Origin of the sequence: Streptomyces sp. BK022 (assembly GCF_004217355.1) — a bacterium.
Lineage (GTDB): Bacteria > Actinomycetota > Actinomycetes > Streptomycetales > Streptomycetaceae > Streptomyces > Streptomyces griseoluteus.
Map to the genome: position 1 here is coordinate 19278 of NZ_SHKU01000001.1, position 23250 is coordinate 42527.

Genomic DNA, 23250 nt, shown 5'->3' on the forward strand with positions numbered 1-23250 from the left:
CGGCGCCCACCGCTCCTGCCTTGAGGGGTCCACCGATGAGAAGCACCGGGTTCCGCCGCACCGTCGCCGCGATCGGCGTCTGTTCCTCCCTCGCCCTCACCGCAGCAGCCTGCGGCTCGGACGACGACAGTTCGGCGGGCGGCAAGACCCGCATCACCGTCAACTGCGAGCCGCCCAAGAGCGCCAAGGTCGACCGCCGGTTCTTCGAGGAGGACATCGCCTCCTTCGAGAAGGCCCATCCGGACATCGACGTGGCCGCCCACGACGCCTTCCCCTGCCAGGACCCCAAGACCTTCGACGCCAAGCTCGCCGGCGGCCAGATGGAGGACGTGTTCTACACCTACTTCACCGACGCCCGGCATGTGGTCGACATCCACCAGGCCGCCGACCTCACCCCGTACGTCAAGGAGCTCAAGAGCTACGACAGCATCCAGAAGCAGCTCCGGGACATCTACACCGTCGACGGCAAGGTCTACGGCATCCCGCGCACCGGCTACTCCATGGGGCTGATCTACAACCGTGCCCTGTTCGAGAAGGCCGGCCTCGACCCCGACAAGCCCCCGGCCACCTGGGACGAGGTGCGCGCCGCCGCCAAGAAGATCGCCGGACTGGGCGACGGCACCGTCGGATACGCCGACTACAGCGCCCAGAACCAGGGCGGCTGGCACTTCACGGCGGAGCTGTACTCCCAGGGCGGCGACGTCGTCAGCGCCGACGGCAAGAAGGCCACCGTGGACACCCCCGAGGGCCACGCCGTGCTGCGGAACCTGCACGACATGCGCTGGGCGGACGACTCCATGGGCAGCAAGCAGCTCCTCGTCATCAACGACGCCCAGCAGATGATGGGTTCGGGCAAGCTCGGCATGTACCTCTCGGCGCCGGACAACATCCCGATCCTGGTGAAGGAGAAGGGCGGCTCGTACAAGGACCTGGCGCTCGCCCCGATGCCCGGCGGCAAGGGCACGCTCATCGGCGGCGACGGCTACATGTTCAACAAGAAGGCGAGCCCCGCCCAGATCCGCGCCGGCCTGAAGTGGCTCGACCACATGTTCCTCACTCCCGGAGACGGCTTCCTCGGCGACTACGCCCGCGCCAAGAAGAACGACGCGCCCGTGGGACTGCCCGAGCCGCGCCTGTTCACCGGCGCCGCCGACGCCAAGGACCAGCAGGTCAAGAAGGCCAACGCCAACGTCCCGGTGGAGAACTACCAGTCGTTCCTGGACGGCAACCAGAGCCTCGACATGAAGATCGAGCCGCCGCACGCCCAGCAGATCTACTCGGTGCTCGACGGGGTCGTCTCCGCCGTCCTCACCAAGAAGGACGCGGACGTCGACCAGCTGCTCAAGGACGCCGACGGCAAGATCGACAGCATCCTGGCGCGGGGCTGACCACCATGACCAAGACGGCCGAGCGGCTCCCCGCTGCCGCCGCCCCCCTGGCCCCGCCCCCGTCCCCGGCGGGCGGCGGCCGGGGCCGCCGGGCGCTCGCCGACCAGGTCCGTGCCTACGGCTTCCTCCTCGGCGGCCTGCTCTGCTTCGCCCTGTTCTCCTGGTACCCGGCGATCCGCGCCGTCGTCATCGCCTTCCAGCGCTACACCCCGGGCTCCGCGCCCGAATGGGTCGGCACCGCCAACTTCCGCCGGGTCCTGCACGATCCAGAGTTCGGCGCGGCCTGGCGCAACACCCTCACCTTCACCGTGCTCGCCCTCCTCATCGGCTTCGCCGTCCCCTTCGTGCTCGCCCTCGTGCTGAACGAACTCCGGCACGCCAAGGCCTTCTTCCGGGTCGTGGTCTACCTCCCGGTGATGATCCCGCCGGTGGTCAGCGCCCTGCTGTGGAAGTGGTTCTACGACCCCGGCGCCGGCCTCGCCAACGAGACCCTGCGCGCCCTGCACCTGCCCACCTCGAACTGGTCCAACGGCACCGACACCGCGCTGATCTCCCTGGTGATCGTGGCGACCTGGGCCAACCTCGGCGGCACCGTCCTCATCTACCTCGCCGCCCTCCAGTCCATCCCCGGCGAGCTGTACGAGGCCGCCGAACTCGACGGAGCCAACCTGATCCAGCGCGTCCGGCACGTCACGGTCCCGCAGACGCGGTTCGTGATCCTGATGCTGATGCTCCTCCAGATCATCGCCACCATGCAGGTGTTCACCGAGCCCTTCGTGATCACCGGAGGCGGTCCGGAGAGCGCGACCGTGACCGTGCTCTACCTGATCTACAAGTACGCCTTCCTCTACAACGACTTCGGCGGGGCCTGCGCCCTCAGCACGATGCTGCTGGTACTGCTCGGCGCCTTCTCCGCCCTCTACCTCCGGCTCACCCGCGGCGAGGGGGACGCATGAACACCCGTACCGAGGAGGGCGCGTGAGCACCCGCACCCTCATCTCCCCGGCCACCCTCGCCCGTCCGCGCGGGCGGGCCCTGTACTGGACGGTGTTCGGGGCCGTCGTCGTCCTCTTCGCGCTCGCCTTCCTGTTCCCGGTGTACTGGATGGCGTCCGGCGCGATGAAGTCCCCGGACGAGATCGCCCGTACCCCGCCCACCCTGGCCCCCGAGCACTGGCACCTGGACGGCTACACCGACGCCTGGGACCTGATGCAGCTCCCGCAGCACCTGTGGAACACCGTGGTGCAGGCCGCCGGTGCCTGGGCCTTCCAGCTCGTGTTCTGCACGGCCGCCGCCTACGCGCTGTCCAAGCTGAAGCCCGCCTTCGGCAACGTGGTCCTCGGCGGCATCCTCGCCACCCTGATGGTCCCGGCGCAGGCGCTCGTCGTGCCGAAGTACCTGACCGCGGCCGACCTGCCGCTGATCCACACCAGCCTGCTCAACGACCCGCTGGGCATCTGGCTGCCGGCCGTCGCCAACGCCTTCAACCTGTACCTGCTCAAGCGGTTCTTCGACCAGCTGCCCCGCGATGTGCTGGAGGCCGCCGAGATCGACGGCGCGGGGAAGCTGCGCACCCTCTGGTCGGTCGTGCTGCCCATGTCCCGCCCGGTGCTCGGCGTGGTCTCCATCTTCGCGCTGGTCGCCGTCTGGCAGGACTTCCTCTGGCCGCTGATGGTCTTCTCCGACACCGACAAGCAGCCCATCAGTGTGGCCCTCGTCCAGTTGTCGCAGAACATCCAGCTCACCGTGCTCGTCGCGGCCATGGTGATCGCCAGCATCCCCATGGTGGCGCTCTTCCTGGTGTTCCAGCGGCACATCATCGCCGGGATCAGCGCGGGCAGCACCAAGGGCTGACCCGGCCCCCTCGACAGACTCGACAGAAAGGGCACGCACCGTGGCACAGCCCAGCCATGCCCGCAGGCAGGCCGACTGGTGGCGCTCGGCCGTCATCTACCAGGTGTACGTGCGCAGCTTCGCGGACGGCGACGGCGACGGCACCGGCGACCTCGCCGGGGTCCGCGCCCGACTGCCCTACCTCGCCGAACTCGGCGTGGACGCACTGTGGTTCAACCCCTGGTACCTGTCCCCGATGAAGGACGGCGGCTACGACGTCGCCGACTACCGCACCGTCGACCCGGCCTTCGGCACCCTCGCCGAGGCCGAGAAGCTCATCGCCGAGGCCCGTGAGCTGGGCATCCGCACCATCGTCGACATCGTGCCCAACCACGTCTCCGACCAGCACCCCTGGTTCCGGGCCGCGCTCGCCGCCGGGCCCGGCAGCCCCGAGCGCGAACTGTTCCACTTCCGCCCCGGACGCGGCGCGCACGGCGAGCTCCCGCCCAACGACTGGCCGTCGCAGTTCGTCGGCTCCACCGAACCGGTGTGGACCCGGCTGCCCGACGGCGACTGGTACCTGCACCTGTTCACCCCCGAACAGCCCGACCTCAACTGGGCCCACCCCGCCGTGCGCCGCGAGCACGAGGACATCCTGCGCTTCTGGTTCGAGCGCGGTGTCGCGGGCGTCCGCATCGACTCCGCCGCCCTGCTCGCCAAGGACCCCGACCTGCCCGACCTCGCCGGTGCCCCCGACCCCCACCCCTTCGTCGACCGCGACGAACTGCACGACGTCTACCGTTCCTGGCGCGCGGTCGCCGACGAGTACGGCGGGGTGTTCGTCGGCGAGGTCTGGCTCCCCGACGCCGAGCGCTTCGCCCGCTATCTCCGCCCCGACGAGCTGCACACCGCCTTCAACTTCGCCTTCCTGTCCTGCCCCTGGGACGCGGACCGGCTGCGCGCGGCCATCGACTCCACCCTCGCCGAGCACGCCCCCGTAGGCGCCCCCGCCACCTGGGTGCTCTGCAACCACGACATCACCCGCACCGTCACCCGCTACGGCCGCGCCGACACCGGCTTCGACTTCGCGGCCAAGGCGTTCGGCACCCCCACCGACCTCGCGCTCGGCACCCGCCGCGCCCGCGCCGCCGCCCTGCTCTCCCTCGCCCTGCCCGGCTCGGTGTACCTGTACCAGGGAGAGGAACTGGGCCTGCCCGAGGCGGACATCCCGGTGGACCGGATCGAGGACCCGATGCACCACCGCTCCGGCGGCACCGACCCCGGCCGCGACGGCTGCCGGGTCCCGCTGCCCTGGTCCGCCGACGCCCCCCACGCGGGCTTCGGCTCGCGCGAGGAGCCCTGGCTGCCGCAGCCGGCGGACTGGGCGGCGTACGCGGCCGACCGGCAGGAGCGCGACCCGCACTCCATGCTCACCCTGTACCGCGCGGCGCTCGCCACCCGTCCCGCGTTCGGCGAGGGCCCGCTGACCTGGCTCCCCGCCCCCGAGGGCGTCCTCGCCTTCGCCCGCTCCGACGGCGCCCTGTGCGTGGTGAACCTCGCCGCCACCGCCGCCGAACTGCCCGCGCACGCGGAACTCCTGCTCAGCAGCGGCCCCCTGGACGAGTCGGGCCGGCTGCCGCAGGACACGGCGGTCTGGCTGCGCGCCTGAACCGCCGCCCCACCCCCGCACCTGCTATCCCCGGCACCCCCACCCTGAAGGGATCAGCACATGCACAGCAGCACCGCAAGACACCTCAGGAGCCTGCCCGCCCTGGGCGCCGTCGTCGCCCTAGCAGCGGGCATGACGGTCGCCGTGGCCCCGGCCGCGCACGCCGCCTCCGGCGCGACGCTCCCGTTCACCTCCGTCGAGGCCGAGTCCGCCGGCACCACCGGCAGCAAGGTCGGCCCCGACTACACCCAGGGCAGCCTCGCCTCGGAGGCCTCCGGACGGCAGGCCGTCCGCCTGAGCTCCGGGCAGCGCGTGGAGTTCACCGTGCCGCGCGCGGCCAACGCCGTGAACGTCGCCTACAGCGTCCCGGACGGCCAGTCCGGTTCGCTCGCGGTCTACGTCAACGGCACCCGGATCGCCAGGACGCTGCCCGTGACCTCCAAGTACAGCTACATCGACACGAGCTGGATCCCCGGTTCGAAGAACCACCACTTCTTCGACAACGCCCGCCTGCTGCTCGGCCAGAACGTCCAGGCGGGCGACAAGGTCGCCTTCGAGTCCACCGGCACCCAGGTCACGGTGGACGTCGCCGACTTCGAGCAGGCCGCGGCCGCCGCCACCCAGCCCGCCGGTTCGGTGTCCGTCGTCTCCAAGGGCGCCGACCCCAGCGGCGGCGGCGACTCCACCCAGGCGTTCCGCGACGCCATCGCGGCCGCGCAGGGCGGCACGGTGTGGATTCCACCGGGCGACTACCGGATCACGTCCTCGCTCAGCGGGGTGCAGAACGTGACACTGCGCGGCGCCGGGCACTGGTACTCGGTCGTGCACACCTCACGCTTCATCGACCAGTCGAGCTCCGCGGGCAACGTCCACCTGCGGGACTTCGCGGTCATCGGCGAGGTGACCGAGCGCGTCGACTCCAGCCCGGACAACTTCGTCAACGGCTCGCTCGGCCCCAACTCGTCGGTGTCCGGCATGTGGGTCCAGCACATGAAGGTCGGCCTGTGGCTGACGGGCAACAACGACAACCTGGTCGTGGAGAACAACCGCATCCTCGACACCACCGCCGACGGCCTCAACCTCAACGGCAACGCCCGCGGGGTCCGCGTCAGCAACAACTTCCTGCGCAACCAGGGCGACGACTCCCTCGCCATGTGGTCGCTCTACGCCCCCGACAGCAACTCCAGCTTCGAGAACAACACCATCTCGCAGCCCAACCTCGCCAACGGCATCGCCATCTACGGCGGCACCGACATCTCGGTGAAGAACAACCTGGTCTCCGACACCAACGCCCTCGGCAGCGGGATCGCCATCTCCAACCAGAAGTTCCTCGACCCCTTCTCGCCGCTGGCCGGCACCATCACGGTCTCGGGCAACACCCTGGTCCGCACCGGCGCCCTGAACCCCAACTGGAACCACCCGATGGGCGCGCTGCGCGTCGACTCCTACGACAGCGCCATCAACGCCACGGTCAACATCACCGACACCACGATCACCGACAGCCCCTACTCCGCCTTCGAGTTCGTCTCCGGCGGCGGCCAGGGCTACCCGGTACGCAACGTCAACGTGACCGGCGCGACGGTGAAGAACACCGGGACCGTGGTCGTGCAGGCCGAGGCGCAGGGCGCGGCCACCCTCAGGAACGTCACCGCCACCCAGGTGGGCGTCGCCGGGATCTACAACTGCCCCTACCCGGCGAACTCCGGCTCCTTCGCGCTCACCGACGGCGGGGGCAACTCCGGCTGGAGCAGCACCTGGGCGGACTGCTCGACCTGGCCCCAGCCCGGCCAGGGCAACCCCGAGCCGGACCCGGGCCGCAACCTGGTCAAGGGCCGCCCGGCCACCGCGACCGGCTCCCAGGACGTCTACACCCCCGGCAAGGCGGCCGACGGCGACGCCAACACCTACTGGGAGTCGGCCAACAACGCCTTCCCGCAGTCCTGGACGTCCGACCTCGGCTCCGCCTACCCGGTCCGCCGCGTCGTGCTCAAGCTGCCCCCGTCCTCGGCGTGGGGCGCCCGTACCCAGACCGTCGCCGTCCAGGGCAGCACCGACGGCTCGAACTTCACCACCCTGGCCGCCGCCAAGGACTACCGCTTCGACCCGGCGACCGGCAACACCGTCACCGTCTCCCTCCCGAGCGGCACCAGCCTCCGCCATCTCCGCCTGACCGTCACCGGCAACACCGGCTGGCCGGCCGGGCAGTTCAGCGAGGTGGAGGCGTACCAGACCTCCTGACGAATGAAGCCCGCGCACCGGTCCGCTCCTCGACGGGGGAGTGGGCCGGTGCGTCCGGAACCAAGCGGAACTTCCCGTTCCCGGAACAGAATGGTCAGGTACGGTTCAAGCCACGGTAGGGTGCCCCGGTGACCACGCAATCGAACGTTTCTTCAGGCTCCCACCCCGGCCCGGACGGTACGGAACCGACACCCGGCGGGACCCTGTTCACCGAGCCCGTCCTCGTGGTGAACCAGAAGGCCAAGCTCATCGAGCTGACCAACGAGTACAAGGTCATGGACCAGAACGGCCGGGACCTCGGTGCCGTGGTCGAGGTCGGCCAGGGCGTGCTCCGCAAGATCCTGCGCTTCGTGTCGAGCTGGGACCAGTTCCTCACCCACCGGCTGGAGATCCGGGACACCCAGGGGCAGCCGCAGCTGCTGCTCACCCGTCCCGCGAAGATCTTCAAGTCGCGTGTCCTGGTGGCCCGTCCGGACGGCTCGCAGGTCGGTGAGATCGTCCAGCAGAACATGATCGGCAAGATCAACTTCGCCATGAACGTGGACGGCCGGCAGGTCGGCGCGATCAAGGCGGAGAACTGGCGGGCCTGGAACTTCGCCATCGTGGACCACGAGGGCACCGAGATCGCCCGTATCACCAAGTCCTGGGAAGGTCTGGCCAAGACGCTGTTCACCACGGCGGACAACTACGTCCTCCAGATCCACCAGCCGCTGCCCGAGCCGCTGCGGAGCCTCGTCGTGGCGACGGCGCTCACCGTGGACACCGCGCTGAAGCAGGACTCGCGCGGCCTGGGCTGACGAGTCCCCGGGTCGAGACACGAAAGGGCGGCCGGCGCGTGACGCGCCGGCCGCCCTTTCGTGTGCGGTCTCTCCGGGCCCCGGCTACAGCCGGGTCAGCCGCCGTGGCCTCGACCGCCGACGGGTCAGCCTCGGCTCCCGCGTCGCTGTGTGCGGCTCCAGGGCCAGTACCGCCGCCACCGGGTGCTCCTCGTCGTCCGGTCCGGGCGCGGGCGTCGGTACGGACGCGGTGGCCGGGGTCGCGCGGGTCAGCAGGACGACGCCCCGGGCCGCCAGGGCCGCCCCGGCGAGGGCCAGCAGGATGCCGACGGCGCCGCCGTGGAGGCCCTGGCCGAGCAGGGTCAGCCCGATGACCGAGGCGGCCAGCGGGTTGGCCAGGGTGACCACCGCGAGCGGGGCACCGAGACCGCCCCGGTAGGCCGTCTGCGACAGCAGCAGCCCGCCGGTGGCGAACGCGGCCACCAGTACCGCGACCACGATCACCAGCGGGCTCAGCGCCGGGCCGGTGCCCTCGGTGGCCGCCACCGTCGCGGTCTGGGTGAGTGCGGAGGCGACACCCGAGGCGAACCCGGACGCGGTCGCGTGCCTGAGGCCCGGCCGGGCGCCGGGGCGGCTCAGGGTGCCGATCACGGCGGTGGTCGTGGCGGCGACCGCCAGCGCGGAGGGCAGGCTCAGCGCCCGCTCCGGCGCCGGACCGGAGGCCGCCGTCAGCAGCGCGCCCAGCCCCAGCAGGGTCAGGGCCGTACCCCGCCACTCCAGGGCGCTGACCCGGCGTCCGGCCGCCCGCGCGCCGAGCGGCACCGCCGCGACCAGGGTCAGGGCGCCGAGCGGCTGGACCACGGTGAGCGGGCCGTACCGCAGGGCGACGACGTGCAGCAGGGCGGCGCCCGCGTTGAGGCCGACCGCCGACCACCAGGCGCCGGTGCTGAGCATCCGCAGCAGACCCGAGCCCGGGTTCCGGGAGGCGAGGCGCTCCTGCGCGACGGCCGCCGAGGCGTAGGCGACGGCCGATATCAGGGACAGGCCGATGGCGGCCGCCAGCGCGCCGCTCATCGGGCCGGTCCCGCGAGCGCGGTGTCCTGCGGAAGGAGCCGGAGCCGGGCGGTGCCCGCGTTCCCCGGCCCCGCGGTGCGGTGCGGGGAGGGGATCAGGGCCAGCGCGGTGACCAGCAGAGCCGTCGCCACGATCGAGTCCAGCCAGTAGTGGTTCGCGGTGCCCACGATCACCGCCAGGGTGACCAGCGGATGCAGCAGCCACAGCCAGCGCCACCGGGACCGGGTGGCGGCGATCAGGCCGACGGCCACCATCAGCGCCCAGCCGAAGTGCAGCGAGGGCATCGCGGCGAACTGGTTGGACAGGTGGTCGCGGGCGGGCGGCCCGTACACCGAGGGGCCGTATATCCGGGCCGTGTCCAGCAGGCCGGTGCCGCTGAGCATCCTCGGCGGGGCCAGCGGGAAGGTGAAGGTCAGCACCAGCGCCGCGCTCGTCACCAGCGCCAGGACCCGGCGGGCCCAGACGTAGTGGGCGGGGCGGCGCAGATACAGCCAGGCGAGGAAGGCGACGGTGGCCGGGAAGTGCACGGTGGCGTAGTAGGTGTTCGCCAGGTGGACCAGGGCGTCGCCGTGCAGCAGCGCCGACTGGACGTCCGTCTCGGACGGCAGATGGACGGCGCGCTCCAGGTGCCAGACCCGGTCGGCGTCGCGGAAGGCGTCCGAGGTGTGGCCGTCGGCGAGCCGCCGTCCGAGCTTGTAGACCAAGAAGAGCCCCGCGACGAGCAGGAACTCCCGCAGGAGCGGCGGCCGGAGCGTTGGTTCCGGTTCCGTTCCGGCGGGCTCGGATCGGGCGTTCATCCCCCGGCCCCCTTCACTGACGGTGGTGCGTGCTGGGTCCGGACGGCTTCCGAACTCAGCGATACGTTTCCGTACCGATACGCCAGTGTACCGATACGGTCGAGTACCGGTACACTGGCGTATCGGTACAGTGCGACACACTGGGATCGGGCAGGACATGCCGGGGACGAGTGAGGGGAAGCCAGGTATGACGTCGCAGGCCGCGGACGAACCGGAGACGGTCGTCGCCTCGCGCCGCTCCAAGCTCACGCCCGAGCGTGAGCAGGAGTTCTTCGACGCCGTGCTCGACCAGATCCGCCACTGCGGCTACGAGTCCGTCACCATGGAGGGCATCGCCGCCAGCACCCGCTGCAGCAAGTCCACGCTCTACCGGCAGTGGAAGACCAAGCCCCAGTTCGTCGCCGCCGCGCTGCGGGCCAGCCGCAAGGTGCGGTTCGCCGGGATCGACACCGGCTCGCTCACCGAGGACCTGCGGCAGGCCGCGCGGGCCGCGGGGGACTGGTCGGGCAAGGACACCCGGCTGCTGCAGTCGCTGGGGCACGCCGTCACCGACGACCGGGAACTGGCCGAGGCGCTGCGCGAGGCGCTGGTCCACCCCGAGATCGCCGCGCTCCAGGAGATGCTGGAGCGGGGCGTGGCGCGGGGCGAGGTCCCGGCGGGCCACCCCGCGCTGGAGTACGTACCGGCGATGATGTTCGGCGTCCTGCGCGTGCGCCCCGTGCTGTGCGGGCAGTATGCCGACTCCGAATACCTGGCCGGGTTCGTGGAGGCCGTCGTGCTTCCCGCGCTCGGTCTGACGAGGAATCCGGCCGAGTAGGCCGGTACAGACGCCAGGGCGCCGTTCACGGGATGACTGAACGGTGACCTGGACGCGCCGCACCGTGGGGACGGGGGCGGCGCACGCCCAGGCCGGGCGGGGTTCCCCTTGAGCGGAGGGGGATTCCGCCCGGCCCGGACTTCGTCCGCGGGATTGTCCGGCCGGCCCGGTTCAGACGTCCTGGCCGGAGCCTCCGGCGGACGACACCTTGATCCCCTCGAGGATCTCGTCCATCACCGCCGTGGACTGCCCCACGTCCAGCCCGAAGCGCACCACCAGCATGCGGCTCGGATCGGCGGGCGAGGGGAACGCGGCGGACTCCACATAGCCGTCGGCACCCTTGCTGGTGACCGCCTTCCAGCGCACCAGATAGCCCTTCTGCCCGGCCACCGTCACCGCCCGCGCCGCCAGCACCTGGTGCGACGTGATGCCCCCGTAGGACTTCCCGCCGTACGACTCCTCGGCGTTGGCCGCGACATCGGCCTTGGCGACCGCCTCCGCCGTCTCACCGCGCGTGCCCAGCACGCGGGCCGGAGCCGAGTACGCCCCGCCCGCGGTGCAGTTCTTGGAGGTGTCGCCGGGACACTTGTAGGACGTGTCCGAGGTCACCTGGGCGCCGGCGGCGAACGCCTGGCCGGTCCAGCCCTCGGGCACCGGCATGCTGATCCCGTTGACCGGGTCCGGCAGGGTGCCGCCGCCGCGCACCTCGGGCGCGGCCGACCGGTCGGGGGACGGCGACTTCTGCGGGTCGCCCGGTCCCTCCTGCCGGCGCTCCTGCCCCTGCCCGGGGCGGGAGTCGGCGCGGTCGCCCCCGCCGGGGTCCTTGGCCAGCGCGTAGACGCCGACCCCGACGCACGCCAGCACCGCGGCCGCCGCCGCGACGGCTATGCCGGTGCGCAGCCCGCGGCGGTTCCCGGCCGGGGGCTGCGGCGGGTAACCGCCGTAGGCGTACGGAGGGTAGGCGGGCGGGGGAGCGGCCTGGGCCGTCCCGGCCGGACGGACCTCGGCCGTCCAGGCGTTGCCGTCCCACCAGCGCTCGGTGGGCGGAGCGTCGTGCGTCTGTCCGGGGTCGGGATACCAGCCGGGAGGAGTCACCTGGGTCATGGGCATACCGTATGAGGAGTCGGTGAAAGCCGGATGAGAGCACCCGCCCACGGGCGCACCGAAGCCCCGTACCGATTCACAGGTTTATCGGATTCCTGGTCAATAAGTGCCCGACTGAACAGAGTTGACGTAGGCAAGGGCACAAACCGGCCGGTCGGGAGGGGTGCACGTCAGCCGGGCCGGTACCTGGCTCACCCGGCGGGGCAACACCTGCCCGGAGCGGGCGCCGATGGCCCGTTCGGACGGCTACGCTCGTTCTTCGTACGCCGTTCGGACTACCTGCGGAGGTAACGGGATGACGGAGGAGCGGCCACAGGCGGTCGCCTCGGGCTACCTGTGGGAGCGGGAAGCGGAGATCGCCGCCGTCACCGAGGCGATCGAGCTGCTGTGCGCCGACCGCGAGTCCGCCGGCAGCCTCCTCCTCTTCCGCGGCGAGGCCGGACTCGGCAAGACCGCCCTGCTCGCCGAGATACGCCGCATCGCCGAACGCCGCGGCTGCGTGGTCTGGTCGGCCCGCGCCGGCGAGACCCTCAAGTCCGTCCCGTTCCACGTCCTGCGCCAGCTCCTCCAGCCCGCGCTCGCCGCCCTCACCCAGGACGAGGCCCGCGACTACCTCGCCTCCTGGTACGACATCTCCGGCCCCGCCCTCGGCATCGTGGAGCCCGGCGAGGGCAGCCCCGACCCGAGCTACGTGTGCGACGGACTCGTGTACGCGGTCCGCCGCCTCGCCTCCCGCACCTATCCGCTGGTCCTCCTGGTCGACGACGCCCACTGGGCCGACCTGGAGACGCTGCGCTGGCTCGCCGCCTTCGCCCAGCGCCTGGCCGACCTGCCCGTGCTCGTGGTGGTCGCCCGCAGGCCCGGCGAGGCCCAGGGCGAGAGCGCCCGCCTGCTGGACGACATCGCCGCCGCGGGCCGCCCCGTCAGCAACCTCAGCGCGCTCACCCCGCAGGCCACCGCCGGACTCACCCGCGCCACCGTCGGCCCGCAGGCCGACGACCCGTTCTGCCGCGAGGTCTGGGCCGTCACCGGCGGCAACGCCTACGACACCGTCGAACTCCTCGCCAAGGTCCGCGACCGCGAACTCCAGCCCAGGGAGGACCGCGCCGCCGAACTGCGCGACCTCAACCGCTCCGCGCGCGGCGGCGGACTCGTCAGCCGGCTGCGGGAACTCGGCGTCGAGCCCACCAAGTTCGCCTGGGCGGCGGCCATCCTCGGCACCGGCAGCCCGGTCGGCCTCGTCGCCCGGCTCGCCATGATGGACGCCGACACCGCCACCCGCTGTGCCGAGCTGCTCTGCGGCGCCCGCATCCTCGCCGAGGTCGTCCCCGACCCGGCCGCACCCCAACCCCAGGACGTCACGCTGGAGTTCGTGCACCCCCTGATCGCCTCCGCCGTCTACGACTCCATCACGGACGCCATGCGCACCGCCATGCACGGCATCGCCGCGAACATCGTCGCCGAGACCGGACGCAGCGCCGCCGAGGCCGCCCGGCACCTGCTCAAGGTGCACCCCGAGGGTGACGAGACCCTGGTCGAGCAACTGCGCGAGGCCGCCCGCGAACACCTCGCCGTCGGCGCCCCCGACGCCGCGTGCGCCTGCCTGGAACGCGCCCTGAGGGAACCCCCGTTGCCCGAGGTGCGGGCCCAGGTGCTGTACGAACTCGGCCGCGCCAGGCTGCTGTCGGCACCCGCGCTCACCATCGAGCACCTGCGTGACGCCCTCGCCGTCCCCGGACTCGACAGCGCCCAGCGCGTGGACGCCTCCATCCGGCTCTCCCAGGCCCTGCTCCACAACGACCAGCTGGAGGAGGCCGTCCGTACCGTGGAGGCCGAGGCCGACCGGCACGAGCCGGGCCCGGTGCGGATGCGGCTCCAGGCCGTGCAGTTCACCTGGGAGGCCGTGCACGGCGAGACCGTCTCCCCGGAACGCTCCCGGCGACTGGCCGAACTCGCCGCCACCTGCACCGGACGCGACAACTCCGAGCGCGCCCTGCTGATCCTGCGCGGTTTCGACGCCATGACCCACGGCGAGAACGCCGAGCTGGTGGTCGAGCTGTGCGACCGCGCCCTGGTCAACGGCCGCCTCGCCCCCGGTCTCGGCTGGACCGACGACGAGTGGGGCGTCGAGCTGCTGATGATGCTCGGCAGCGCCTACGCCCACACCGACCGGCTCGACCGCGCCGAGAGCCTCTTCTCCGAGGCCCTGCGCGCCTACACCCGCGCCGGCTGGCACGGCGGCCACCTCTCCCTGGCCAACGCCTACCTCGGCCTCGCCTACCGCAGGCAGGGCAAGCTGCAGGACGCCGAGGGCGCGCTGCGCGAGGCGCTCCGACTGGCCGAGCGGGTCGGCCGGGGCCTGCCGCTGTACTGGTCGGCCATCTGCGGCCTGGTCGACATCCTGCTCGCCCGCGGCCACGTCGCCCAGGCGTGGACCGTCGCCGAGAGTTACGGCTTCGCCCCGCCCTACCCGTCCACCATCGTGCTGCCCGACATCCGCTCCGTACGCGGACGCCTGCTGCTCGCCGTGGGCCGCACCGAGGAGGGCGTCAACGAGCTGGAGGCCGCCGAGAAGGCCGCCGCCGCCCGTGGCGGTCACAACCCGGTGCTCGCGCCGTGGGCCGTCGACCTGGCCCGCGCCCTCGCCCCGCACGACCCGGAACGGGCCCGCGCGCTCCTCACCGACGCCCGCCGCCAGGCCGAGCGGTTCGGCACCGACACCGCCATAGGAGAGGCCCTGCGCTGCGCCGCCGCCCTGGAGACCGGCCCGCGCGCCGAACGCCTCGCCGCCAAGGCCGTCGCCTATCTGGAGGCGTCACCCTGCCAGTACGAGCACGCCGCGGCTCGGGTCGAGCACGGCATCCTCGCCCGCTCCCGGGCCGAGCTCACCCGCGGTCTCGACTTGGCCCAGGCGTGCGGAGCCGACGGACTCGTGGCCCGCGCGAGCGGAGCGCTGGAGCACCTCGGCGGCTGAAGGCCGCTCACGCCCCGGGCGCACCACCCAGGATCTCCGCCAGGTCGTAGCGCACCGGCTCCTCCAACTGGGCGAACGTACAGCTCTCGGGGGTGCGGTCCGGGCGCCAGCGGCGGAAGCGGGCGGTGTGCCGGAAGCGGCGGCCGTTCTCCATGTGGTCGTAGGCCACCTCCGCGACCTTCTCCGGGCGCAGCGGCACCCAGGACAGGTCCTTCTTGCCCGACCAGCGGCTCGGCGCCCCGGGCAGCCGGGCCGTCTCGTGTGCCGCCTCCTCCGCCCAGCGCGCCCACGGATGCCCGCTCACGTCGTCCATCCTGAGCGGCGCGAGTTCCGCCACCAGCTCCGCGCGCCGCTTCATCGTGAACGCGGCCGCCACGCCCACGTGCTGGAGAGCGCCCGTGTCGTCGTACAGCCCGAGCAGCAGCGAGCCCACCACCGGGCCGCTCTTGTGCAGGCGGTACCCGGCGACCACCACGTCCGCCGTCCGCTCGTGCTTGACCTTGAACATGGCCCGCTCGTCCTGGAGGTACGGCACCGTCAGCGGCTTGGCGACCACCCCGTCCAGACCGGCGCCCTCGTACTGCTCGAACCAGCGGCGCGCTTCCTCCAGGTCCGTCGTCGCGGGCGCCAGATGCACCGGTGGGCTCACCCCGGCGAGCGCCCGGTCCAGCAGCGCCCGCCGGTCGGTCAGCGGCACGTCCAGCAGGGCATGGTCGTCCAGCGCCAGCAGGTCGAAGGCGACGAAGGACGCCGGGGTCCGCTCGGCCAGCGTCCGCACCCGCGAGTCCGCCGGATGGATGCGCTCGGTCAGCGCGTCGAAGTCCAGATGGCCGTCCCGCGCGATCACGATCTCCCCGTCCACCACGCAACGCGGCGGCAGCCGCTCCCTCAGCGCCGCCACCAGCTCGGGGAAGTACCTGGTCAGCGGCTTGCCGGTGCGGCTGCCCAACTCGACCTCGTCGCCGTCGCGGAACACGATCGCCCGGAAGCCGTCCCACTTGGCCTCGTAGTGCATGCCCGGCGGGATCTTCGCCACCGCCTTGGCCAGCATCGGCTTCACGGGCGGCATCACCGGCAGGTCCATACGCCGATTCTGCGCGCCCCCGACCGCCGGCGCCCGGTGTGCGGGCCGCGCGGGGGACGCCTACGGTGGCCGCATGGGCGATGCGGTGGAACTTCAGGTAGGAGGCCGGACCGTACGGCTGACCCACCCGGAGCGGGTGTTCTTCCCCGCGCACGGCTACACCAAGCTCGACATCGCCCAGTACTACGCGGCGGTCGGCCCCGGCGTGCTGCGGGCCCTGCGGGACCGCCCCACTACCCTCCAGCGCTACCCGGAGGGCCTGGAGGGGGAGTGGTTCTACCAGAAGCGCGCCCCGAAGAACATGCCGTCCTGGATCCCCACCGCCCACATCACCTTCCCCAGCGGCCGCAGCGCCGACGAGATGTGCCCCACCGAGGAGGCGGCCGCGGTGTGGGCCGCCCAGTACGGCACGCTCACCTTCCACCCCTGGCCGGTGCGCCGCGACGACGTCGACCACCCCGACGAACTCCGCCTCGACCTCGACCCGCAGCCCGGCACCGGCTATGAGGACGCGGTCCGCGCCGCCTTCGAACTCCGTTCCGTGCTGGAGGAGTTCGGCGGTCTGCGCGGCTGGCCCAAGACCTCCGGCGGGCGCGGCCTGCACGTCTTCGTGCCCATCGAGCCGCGCTGGACCTTCACCCAGGTGCGGCGCGCGGCCATCGCCGTCGGCCGGGAACTGGCGCGCCGGATGCCGGACCACGTGACGGTGAAGTGGTGGAAGGAGGAGCGGGGCGAGCGCATCTTCCTGGACTACAACCAGACCGCCCGCGACCGCACCATCGCCTCCGCCTACTCCGTGCGCCCGCTGCCCGACGCCACCGTCTCCGCGCCGCTGCGCTGGGACGAGGTCGCCGACGCCCGGCCGCGCGACTTCGACATCGTCACCATGCCGCGCCGCTTCGCCGAACTGGGTGATGTGCACGCCGACATGGACGACCACCGCTACTCGCTCGACGCCCTGCTGGACCTGGCCCGCCGTGACGAGGCCGAACACGGTCTCGGCGACCTGCCGTACCCGCCGGAGTACCCCAAGATGCCCGGCGAACCCAAGCGGGTGCAGCCCAGCCGGGCGCGCAAGGACCAGGCGCCCTCCTGAAGCGAGCCCCCGGGGGGCGCCGGGCCCCGCGGCTATCCTGATCACAGCCGCCGATGAGGAGCCCCAAGTGACCGAGGCAGTGTCGCGTCCCACGCTGGAGGCGGTGGCCGCGCGTGCCGGGGTGTCCCGCGCCACCGTCTCCCGGGTCGTCAACGGCGGCGACGGCGTACGCGACTCGCTCGTCGCCCGCGTCCGCCAGGCGGTCGAGGAACTCGGCTACGTCCCCAACCAGGCCGCCCGCAGCCTCGTCACCAAGCGGCACGACGCCGTCGCGGTCGTCATCGCCGAACCCGGCACCCGCGTCTTCGCGGACCCCTTCTTCGCCGCCCAGTTGCGCGGCATCAGCAAGGAACTCACCGCGCACGACAACCAGCTGGTCCTGCTGCTCACCGAGGGCCGGGACGACCACGCCCGCGTCGCCCGCTACCTCGCCGGCGGCCACGTCGACGGCGCCCTGGTCTTCTCCCTCCACCTCGACGACCCGCTGCCTGGCCTGATCCGCGACGCGGGCGTCCGCACGGTCTTCGGCGGCCGCCCCGACTGGGACGACGGGGACACCGGCGGCGCGGTGTACGTCGACAGCGACAACCGGGGCGGCGCCCGCGACGCGGTACGGCACCTCGCCGGTCTCGGCCGGACCCGGATCGGGCACATCACCGGCGCCCTGGACCAGACCTCCGCGGTGGACCGGCTGGACGGCTACCGGGACGTGATGGGCGACGCCGCACCCGAACTCGTCGTGGAGAGCGACTTCACCCCCGGCGGCGGCGAGCTCGCGATGCGCGAACTCCTCGCCCGGCGCCCCGACGTCGACGCCGTCTTCGCGGCCAACGACCTCACCGCCCTCGGCGCGCTGCGCGTCCTGCGCGCACACGGGCGCCGCGTCCCCGAGGACGTCGCGGTGATCGGCTTCGACGACATGGCCCCGGTGGCCGAACAGACCGACCCCCCGCTCACCACGGTCCGCCAGGACATAGAGGAGATGGGGCGCATCATGGCCCGCCTCCTCCTGGACGGCGGCCCGCCGGGCGGCGTCATCCTGCCGACCACCCTCGTCCGCCGGGCGTCCGCCTAGGCGGGAGAAGCGCCCTGGGCTTCCTGCGCCGGGTCGCCCTTGATCACCGCGAACTCGTACCCGTGCGGGTCGGCGAGGCGGGCCAGGCGGCCCACTCCGGGGACACTGGTCGCGGGGAGGCGGACCGAGCCGCCGAGTTCCTCCGCGCGGGCCACCAGCGCGTCGGTGTCGTCCGTGCCGAAGTACGGAAGCCAGGAGGGGGCGGTGCCGGCGGGGTCCTCGAAGGTGGGGACGACACCGCCGAACATGGCGTCCTCGTCGGCGCCGCCGGGGTACAGCGAGGTGTAGACACCGCCGGGGAAGTCGACGCCGGAGGTCTGCACGCCGAGGACCCGGTGGTAGAAGGCGGCGGCCGCCGCCACGTCCGGGGTGTGCAGCTCGACCCAGCAGAGGGCGCCCGGCTCGGTCGCCGCGTCCAGGCCCTCGACCGGGTCCGGCTGCCAGACGCGGAACGCGGCCCCGGCCCGGTCCTTCAGACCCGCCACCCGGCCGAGTCCCAGCAGCTCCGTCGGCCAGAACACCACCGTGCCGTGCGCCACCCCCGCCGCCTCGGCGGTGCCGAGCGCGTCCGCGCAGCGGAAGTACACCGTCCAGCCCGCCCGGCCGCGCTCCGGGTCGAGCGCCATCGCCCCGGCGACCGTCCTGCCGTCGAGCTGGAGGAGGACGTAGCCGCCCGTCTCCGGGCCGGCGGGGGCGGGCTGCCAGCCGAAGAGGCCGCCGTAGAAGGCGAGGCTCGCCGCCAGATCGGGGGAGCCGAGGTCGATCCAGTTAGGAGCGCCGTCGGGGAAACGGGTGGTGAGCATGCGCGCCCTCCTCGGGGACCGGGGCCGTCCTTGGCCCCGACGAGTCTGGCACCGGCCGGGGAGGATCGCCCCGCGCGCCGCCGTGCGCGGGCGTGTCCGCGCGGAGGATCATCGGGACGGCCCACGCGACGCCTGTTGACACGGCGTTGATCAAACGTTTTTCGGCGCCCGGCACGATCCTGGCCATGCCCATCGAGACGATCACACCGGCCGATTCCGCCTGGCAGGGCCAGGCCCTGTGCGCGCAGACCGGGGCGGACTTCTTCTTCCCCGAGCCCGGCAGTTCGGTGCGCGAGGCCAAACGGATCTGCGCCCTGTGCGAGATCCGCCCCGCCTGCCTCGACTACGCCCTCGCCCACGACGAACGCTTCGGCGTCTGGGGCGGCCTCTCCGAACGCGAACGGCTCGCCCTGCGCCGTACGGCCCGCTGAGGAACGGGCCGTACGGCGGGCCGTCGGCGGGTCATGGGGCCGTACGGCCCAGGTCTCAGCCGGCCGCCCGCGCCGCCATGCGCGCCTTGCGGGCCGCGAGCCGCTCGTCGAACTTGGCCGCCTCCGAGTCGAGTCCGCCCATGTACACGCCCAGCTCCTCCTGGGCCTTGAGGCCCTCCGGGCCGAGGCCGTCGATCTCCATGACCTTCAGGAAGCGCAGCACCGGCTGGAGCACGTCGTCGTGGTGGATCCGGAGGTTGTAGACCTCCCCTATGGCCATCTGCGCGGCCGCGCGCTCGAAGCCGGGGATGCCGTGGCCCGGCATACGGAAGTCGACCACGACGTCACGGACCGCCTGCATGGTCAGGTCGGGCGCGAGCTCGAACGCGGCCTTCAGCAGGTTCCGGTAGAAGACCATGTGCAGGTTCTCGTCGGTGGCGATCCGGGCCAGCATGCGGTCGCAGACCGGGTCGCCGGACTGGTGGCCGGTGTTGCGGTGCGAGATGCGGGTGGCCAGCTCCTGGAAGGCGACGTAGGCGACCGAGTGCAGCATCGAGTGCCGGTTGTCGGACTCGAAGCCCTCGCTCATGTGCGACATCCGGAACCGCTCCAGCTGGTCCGGGTCGACAGCGCGGGAGGCGAGCAGGTAGTCGCGCATCACGATGCCGTGCCGGCCCTCCTCGGCGGTCCAGCGGTGCACCCAGGTGCCCCAGGCGCCGTCCCGGCCGAAGAGCGAGGCGATCTCGTGGTGGTAGCTCGGCAGGTTGTCCTCGGTCAGCAGGTTGACGACCAGCGCGACCCGGCCGATGTCGGTGACCTTGGACTGCTCCTTGCCCCACGCCTCGCCGTCCTCGAAGAGGCCGGGGAAGTTGCGCCCGTCGCTCCACGGCACGTACTCGTGCGGCATCCAGTCCTTGGCGATCTTCAGGTGCCGGTTCAGCTCGTTCTCGACCACTTCTTCCAGCGCGAACAGCAGTCGCGCGTCGGTCCAGGCGGACGGGCTGCCGAGGTGAGGGGAGGTGATCGTCACGGGGGTACTCCAAAAAACGGCCGAGCAGAAAAGGGAGGTTCACGGACAGAACCGCCCGAGAGGGCGGCGCCAAGAACCTACGGCTTCGTAGCCTACGTGTCCGTAGGTTACGAAGCCGTAGGTTAAGGCGGGCGTAAGGACCCCGACCAGGCCCTGCGCCCGCCCTCAGCCGATCTCCTCCCGTGTCGCGTCCCGCAACTCCCCGTCGGCCACCAGCAGCCAGCGGGTGATGCCGATCGAGTCCAGGAACGGCAGATCGTGCCCGGCGACGATCAGCGCGCCCTCGTACGACTCCAGTGCCGAGGTCAGCTGGCGCACGCTCGCCATGTCCAGGTTGTTGGTCGGCTCGTCCAGCAGCAGCAGCTGCGGGGCGGGTTCGGCCAGCAGCAGGGCGGCCAGCGCGGCCCGGAAGCGTTCGCCGCCGGAGAGGGTGCCGGCCGGCTGGTCGGCCCGCTTGCCGCGGAACAGGAAGCGGGCCAGCCGGGCGCGGACCCGGTTGGGAGTGGCTCCCGGCGCGAACCGGGCCACGTTCTCCGCGACCGTCGCCCCGTCGTCCAGCACGTCCAGCCGCTGGGGCAGGAAGCGCAGCGGCACATGGGCCTGGGCCAGCCCGGCGACCGGGGGCAGCTCCCCGGCGATCGTCCGCAACAGGGTCGTCTTCCCGGCCCCGTTGCGCCCGACGAGCGCGATCCGCTCCGGGCCCCGCAGGTCCAGCAGGCCCGTCACACGCGGCCCGTGGACCGTCTGAAGCTTCTCCAGCGTGAGCACCTGCCGGCCCGGCGGCACGGCGGTGTACGGCAGGTCGACGCGGATCTCGTCGTCGTCCCGTACCGCCTCCACCGCCTCGTCCAGCCGCTCCCTGGCCTCCGCGAGCCGTTCCTCGTGCATGATGCGGTGCTTGCCCGCGGACTCCTGGGCGGCGCGTTTGCGGGCACCCATCACGATCTTCGGTTCGCGCTTGGACTCGTACATCTTCTGCCCGTACCGCTTGCGGCGGGCCAGCTTCATATGGGCGTCGGTGAGTTCGCGGCGCTGCTTGCGGACGTCGGCCTCCGCCGCGCGCACCGTCCGCTCGGCCGCCTCCTGCTCGACGGCGAGCGCCTCCTCGTAGGCGGAGTAGTTGCCGCCGTACCAGGCGACCTCGCCGGCGCGGAGGTCGGCGATCTGGTCGACGAGGTCCAGCAGTTCGCGGTCGTGGCTGACCACGACGAGGACGCCGGGCCAGCCCGCCACGGCCGCGTACAGCCGGCGGCGGGCGTACAGGTCGAGGTTGTTGGTGGGCTCGTCCAGCAGCAGGACGTCGGGGCGGCGCAGCAGCAGCGCCGCCAGCCGGAGCAGCACCGACTCGCCGCCGGAGACCTCGCCGACCGTACGGTCCAGGCCGATGCGGCCGAGGCCGAGTTCGCCGAGGGTGACCAGGGCGCGCTCCTCCACGTCCCAGTCCTCGTCGAGGGTCTCGAAGTGCTCCTCGGAGGCGTCGCCCGCCTCGATGGCGTGCAGCGCGGCCCGCTTGGCGGCGATGCCGAGGACCTCGTCGACGCGGAGGGCGGTGTCCAGGGTGACGTTCTGCGGGAGCAGGCCGATCTCGCCGGACACCCTGATCGTGCCGTCGACCGGGACGAGGGCGCCGGAGAGCAGTTTCAGCAGGGTGGACTTGCCCGAGCCGTTGGCGCCGACGAGCCCGGTGCGGCCGGGGCCGAAGGAGATGTCGAGGCTGTCGAGGACGGGGGTGCCGTCCGGCCAGGCGAAGGTCAGGGAGGTGGCGGAGAGGGAAGACGCGGGTGATGACATAGGGGCCTCACGGGTGCCGGGTGCGGTCTGGTCGGGGGACTGACGAGACACCGCGGGGCGGAGACCGGAAGCCTTGAGGCACTGGGGCCGGGGTGACCGGGCCCGTGGAGGGCCGGAAAAAAGGGGCCTGTGCCTGAGGGACGGCTCGTACGCCGAGGTCGAACGCCACGCACACCTCACCGGTGTGAACGCGATGTCTCATGACCTCAGACGAGCAACGTCCTTCTCCTATCGACGGCAACAGAACCGCTGTACACGCTACGAACGGCCTCGAAGCCTGTCAACGCGATTAACGCGGGCCCCGCTCAGCCGGAGTCCCGCATCAGCTCGGCCAGCCCCTGGTCGAGGTCGAGCTGGAGGTGCTCCAGGCCCACCGGCACCAGCTCGCCCGCCGCCCGCAGGAAGCGCCGGATCTCCCCGGAGCGCACGTGCACCACGGCGGTGCCCTCCGGCGCGTGGAACTCCAGTACCGTCCGGTCGTAGCCGTAGGGGCGCACCCGTACGTCCCCTTGGCCCTGCGGCTCGTGCAGCCCGGCGGACAGCAGCTCCCGGGAGAAGGTCCAGCACACCTCCACGCCCGCCAGGGTCGCCGGGGCGGGGAAGGTCATCCGGACGGCGTAGGGGTCGCGCCGGTCGTAGTGCAGGGCGGCGGGAATGCTCGGCATGCGGGGTGCGGCGGCGACCAGACGCGCCTCCACGATTGCCTCGATCACGGTGGACAAAGCCTGTGCTCCCTCGGACGGCTGGAAACTGCTCCTCGGCGGGTCGCGGCCCGACACCGGGAGAGACGACGGAAGCCTCCGTTCCGTGCACACCCGTCCGGAGTGACCTCGGTCACGATTCAGGGGTGCGAAACATGCCCGAATCCGGGTACTCGCCTCCCTACCGGACACCCCCGCAGGCCCGCGGGGCGATGAAGGGAGCGATCATGCCGGCCGGTTCCAGCCCCAAGCGTGAGCGGCAGTACGAGCACATCAAGGAGAGCGAGCTGGACCGAGGGGTCGGCGAGGACCGCGCCGAGGAGATCGCCGCCCGCACGGTCAACAAGGAGCGCGCCCGCGCCGGCGAGTCCAGGACCGCCAGCCGTACCTCGACGCGGGACATGTCATCCGGGGAGCGGGGCGGCCGGCGCTCCGGCAAGGGCTCGCAGGGCCCGACGTACGACCAGCTCTACAACGAGGCCAGGCAGCGCGGCATCCACGGCCGCTCCGACATGAACAAGGAGCAGCTCCAGCGCGCGCTGGACAAGAAGAAGTGAACGGGAGCCGGC

At 72.3% G+C, this 23250-nt stretch carries 20 protein-coding genes; 12 read left to right on the forward strand and 8 right to left on the reverse strand.

The features are described 5' to 3' along the window. Positions 1–35: 35 nt before the first annotated feature. From EV284_RS00090 to EV284_RS00115, 6 genes are all read left to right on the forward strand, one after another. Positions 36–1388, forward strand: a complete 1353-nt coding sequence (locus EV284_RS00090) for an extracellular solute-binding protein (RefSeq protein ID WP_130328999.1) — start codon at positions 36–38, stop codon at positions 1386–1388. A gap of 5 nt (positions 1389–1393) precedes the next feature. Further along, positions 1394–2344 (forward strand): sugar ABC transporter permease, encoded by a 951-nt coding sequence (locus EV284_RS00095; protein WP_130329001.1) that lies wholly within the window; start codon positions 1394–1396, stop codon positions 2342–2344. A gap of 22 nt (positions 2345–2366) precedes the next feature. Further along, positions 2367–3242 carry a carbohydrate ABC transporter permease gene (locus tag EV284_RS00100; RefSeq protein ID WP_130329003.1) on the forward strand — a complete coding sequence of 292 codons (876 nt, stop codon included), beginning with the start codon at positions 2367–2369 and terminating at the stop codon, positions 3240–3242. 40 nt (positions 3243–3282) lie between these two features. Beyond that, entirely contained in the window at positions 3283–4890 is a 1608-nt protein-coding gene (locus EV284_RS00105; protein ID WP_130329005.1) for an alpha-amylase family glycosyl hydrolase, read from the forward strand. Between the two features lie 60 nt (positions 4891–4950). Continuing rightward, positions 4951–7128, forward strand: a complete 2178-nt coding sequence (locus EV284_RS00110; protein ID WP_130329007.1) for a discoidin domain-containing protein — start codon at positions 4951–4953, stop codon at positions 7126–7128. A gap of 128 nt (positions 7129–7256) precedes the next feature. Further along, positions 7257–7925 carry a phospholipid scramblase-related protein gene (locus tag EV284_RS00115; protein ID WP_130329008.1) on the forward strand — a complete coding sequence of 223 codons (669 nt, stop codon included), beginning with the start codon at positions 7257–7259 and terminating at the stop codon, positions 7923–7925. Positions 7926–8009: 84 nt separating this feature from the next. Here the strand turns inward: EV284_RS00115 and EV284_RS00120 are convergent, their stop codons facing one another. Both EV284_RS00120 and EV284_RS00125 read right to left on the reverse strand, forming a co-directional pair. Then, entirely contained in the window at positions 8010–8978 is a 969-nt protein-coding gene (locus tag EV284_RS00120; RefSeq protein WP_130329010.1) for a hypothetical protein, read from the reverse strand. Then, complete coding sequence (locus EV284_RS00125) at positions 8975–9775, reverse strand: phosphatase PAP2 family protein (protein ID WP_130329012.1); 801 nt, start codon at positions 9773–9775, stop codon at positions 8975–8977. The genes EV284_RS00120 and EV284_RS00125 overlap by 4 nt, the downstream gene beginning before the upstream one ends. Before the next feature lie 187 nt (positions 9776–9962). Here EV284_RS00125 and EV284_RS00130 point away from each other — a divergent pair, with 187 nt between their 5' ends. After that, on the forward strand, positions 9963–10592 hold the full coding sequence (locus tag EV284_RS00130; protein ID WP_130329014.1) for a TetR/AcrR family transcriptional regulator: 630 nt from the start codon (positions 9963–9965) through the stop codon (positions 10590–10592). 171 nt (positions 10593–10763) lie between these two features. On the opposite strand, the gene EV284_RS00135 is transcribed toward EV284_RS00130, so the two are convergent. Beyond that, positions 10764–11696, reverse strand: coding sequence for a DUF2510 domain-containing protein (locus EV284_RS00135; protein ID WP_130329016.1), 933 nt, complete (start codon positions 11694–11696; stop codon positions 10764–10766). 295 nt (positions 11697–11991) lie between these two features. Between EV284_RS00135 and EV284_RS00140 the strand changes: the two genes are divergently transcribed. Beyond that, positions 11992–14670 carry an AAA family ATPase gene (locus EV284_RS00140; protein ID WP_130329018.1) on the forward strand — a complete coding sequence of 893 codons (2679 nt, stop codon included), beginning with the start codon at positions 11992–11994 and terminating at the stop codon, positions 14668–14670. Between the two features lie 7 nt (positions 14671–14677). On the opposite strand, the gene EV284_RS00145 is transcribed toward EV284_RS00140, so the two are convergent. Then, a complete protein-coding gene (locus EV284_RS00145) occupies positions 14678–15754 on the reverse strand; it encodes an ATP-dependent DNA ligase (protein ID WP_130329020.1) in 1077 nt (358 codons plus the stop codon). Between the two features lie 73 nt (positions 15755–15827). Between EV284_RS00145 and ligD the strand changes: the two genes are divergently transcribed. Both ligD and EV284_RS00155 read left to right on the forward strand, forming a co-directional pair. Then, entirely contained in the window at positions 15828–16850 is a 1023-nt protein-coding gene (gene ligD / locus EV284_RS00150; RefSeq protein ID WP_130329022.1) for a non-homologous end-joining DNA ligase, read from the forward strand. Between the two features lie 67 nt (positions 16851–16917). Further along, complete coding sequence (locus EV284_RS00155; protein WP_130329024.1) at positions 16918–17925, forward strand: LacI family DNA-binding transcriptional regulator; 1008 nt, start codon at positions 16918–16920, stop codon at positions 17923–17925. On the opposite strand, the gene EV284_RS00160 is transcribed toward EV284_RS00155, so the two are convergent. Then, a complete protein-coding gene (locus tag EV284_RS00160; protein ID WP_130329026.1) occupies positions 17922–18728 on the reverse strand; it encodes a VOC family protein in 807 nt (268 codons plus the stop codon). The genes EV284_RS00155 and EV284_RS00160 overlap by 4 nt on opposite strands. A 185-nt stretch (positions 18729–18913) precedes the next feature. Between EV284_RS00160 and EV284_RS00165 the strand changes: the two genes are divergently transcribed. Beyond that, entirely contained in the window at positions 18914–19159 is a 246-nt protein-coding gene (locus EV284_RS00165) for a WhiB family transcriptional regulator (RefSeq protein WP_130329028.1), read from the forward strand. A gap of 55 nt (positions 19160–19214) precedes the next feature. Here the strand turns inward: EV284_RS00165 and EV284_RS00170 are convergent, their stop codons facing one another. From EV284_RS00170 to EV284_RS00180, 3 genes are all read right to left on the reverse strand, one after another. Next, positions 19215–20189, reverse strand: coding sequence for an acyl-ACP desaturase (locus tag EV284_RS00170; RefSeq protein WP_130329030.1), 975 nt, complete (start codon positions 20187–20189; stop codon positions 19215–19217). Between the two features lie 165 nt (positions 20190–20354). Then, a complete protein-coding gene (locus EV284_RS00175; RefSeq protein WP_130329032.1) occupies positions 20355–21980 on the reverse strand; it encodes an ABC-F family ATP-binding cassette domain-containing protein in 1626 nt (541 codons plus the stop codon). Between the two features lie 305 nt (positions 21981–22285). Further along, complete coding sequence (locus tag EV284_RS00180; RefSeq protein WP_130329034.1) at positions 22286–22702, reverse strand: SsgA family sporulation/cell division regulator; 417 nt, start codon at positions 22700–22702, stop codon at positions 22286–22288. A 206-nt stretch (positions 22703–22908) separates the two neighbouring features. Here EV284_RS00180 and EV284_RS00185 point away from each other — a divergent pair, with 206 nt between their 5' ends. Further along, on the forward strand, positions 22909–23238 hold the full coding sequence (locus EV284_RS00185; protein ID WP_130329036.1) for a plasmid stabilization protein: 330 nt from the start codon (positions 22909–22911) through the stop codon (positions 23236–23238). Positions 23239–23250: the final 12 nt, after the last annotated feature.

Coding starts and splice junctions, on each gene's coding strand:
- EV284_RS00140 (WP_130329018.1), top strand. CDS start 11,992: ATGACGGAGGAGCGGCCACAGGCGGTCGCCTCGGGCTACCTGTGGGAG.
- EV284_RS00185 (WP_130329036.1), top strand. CDS start 22,909: ATGCCGGCCGGTTCCAGCCCCAAGCGTGAGCGGCAGTACGAGCACATC.
- ligD (WP_130329022.1), top strand. CDS start 15,828: ATGGGCGATGCGGTGGAACTTCAGGTAGGAGGCCGGACCGTACGGCTG.
- EV284_RS00125 (WP_130329012.1), bottom strand. CDS start 9,775: ATGAACGCCCGATCCGAGCCCGCCGGAACGGAACCGGAACCAACGCTC.
- EV284_RS00160 (WP_130329026.1), bottom strand. CDS start 18,728: ATGCTCACCACCCGTTTCCCCGACGGCGCTCCTAACTGGATCGACCTC.
- EV284_RS00175 (WP_130329032.1), bottom strand. CDS start 21,980: ATGTCATCACCCGCGTCTTCCCTCTCCGCCACCTCCCTGACCTTCGCC.
- EV284_RS00165 (WP_130329028.1), top strand. CDS start 18,914: ATGCCCATCGAGACGATCACACCGGCCGATTCCGCCTGGCAGGGCCAG.
- EV284_RS00120 (WP_130329010.1), bottom strand. CDS start 8,978: ATGAGCGGCGCGCTGGCGGCCGCCATCGGCCTGTCCCTGATATCGGCC.
- EV284_RS00135 (WP_130329016.1), bottom strand. CDS start 11,696: ATGACCCAGGTGACTCCTCCCGGCTGGTATCCCGACCCCGGACAGACG.
- EV284_RS00145 (WP_130329020.1), bottom strand. CDS start 15,754: ATGGACCTGCCGGTGATGCCGCCCGTGAAGCCGATGCTGGCCAAGGCG.
- EV284_RS00130 (WP_130329014.1), top strand. CDS start 9,963: ATGACGTCGCAGGCCGCGGACGAACCGGAGACGGTCGTCGCCTCGCGC.
- EV284_RS00095 (WP_130329001.1), top strand. CDS start 1,394: ATGACCAAGACGGCCGAGCGGCTCCCCGCTGCCGCCGCCCCCCTGGCC.
- EV284_RS00090 (WP_130328999.1), top strand. CDS start 36: ATGAGAAGCACCGGGTTCCGCCGCACCGTCGCCGCGATCGGCGTCTGT.
- EV284_RS00110 (WP_130329007.1), top strand. CDS start 4,951: ATGCACAGCAGCACCGCAAGACACCTCAGGAGCCTGCCCGCCCTGGGC.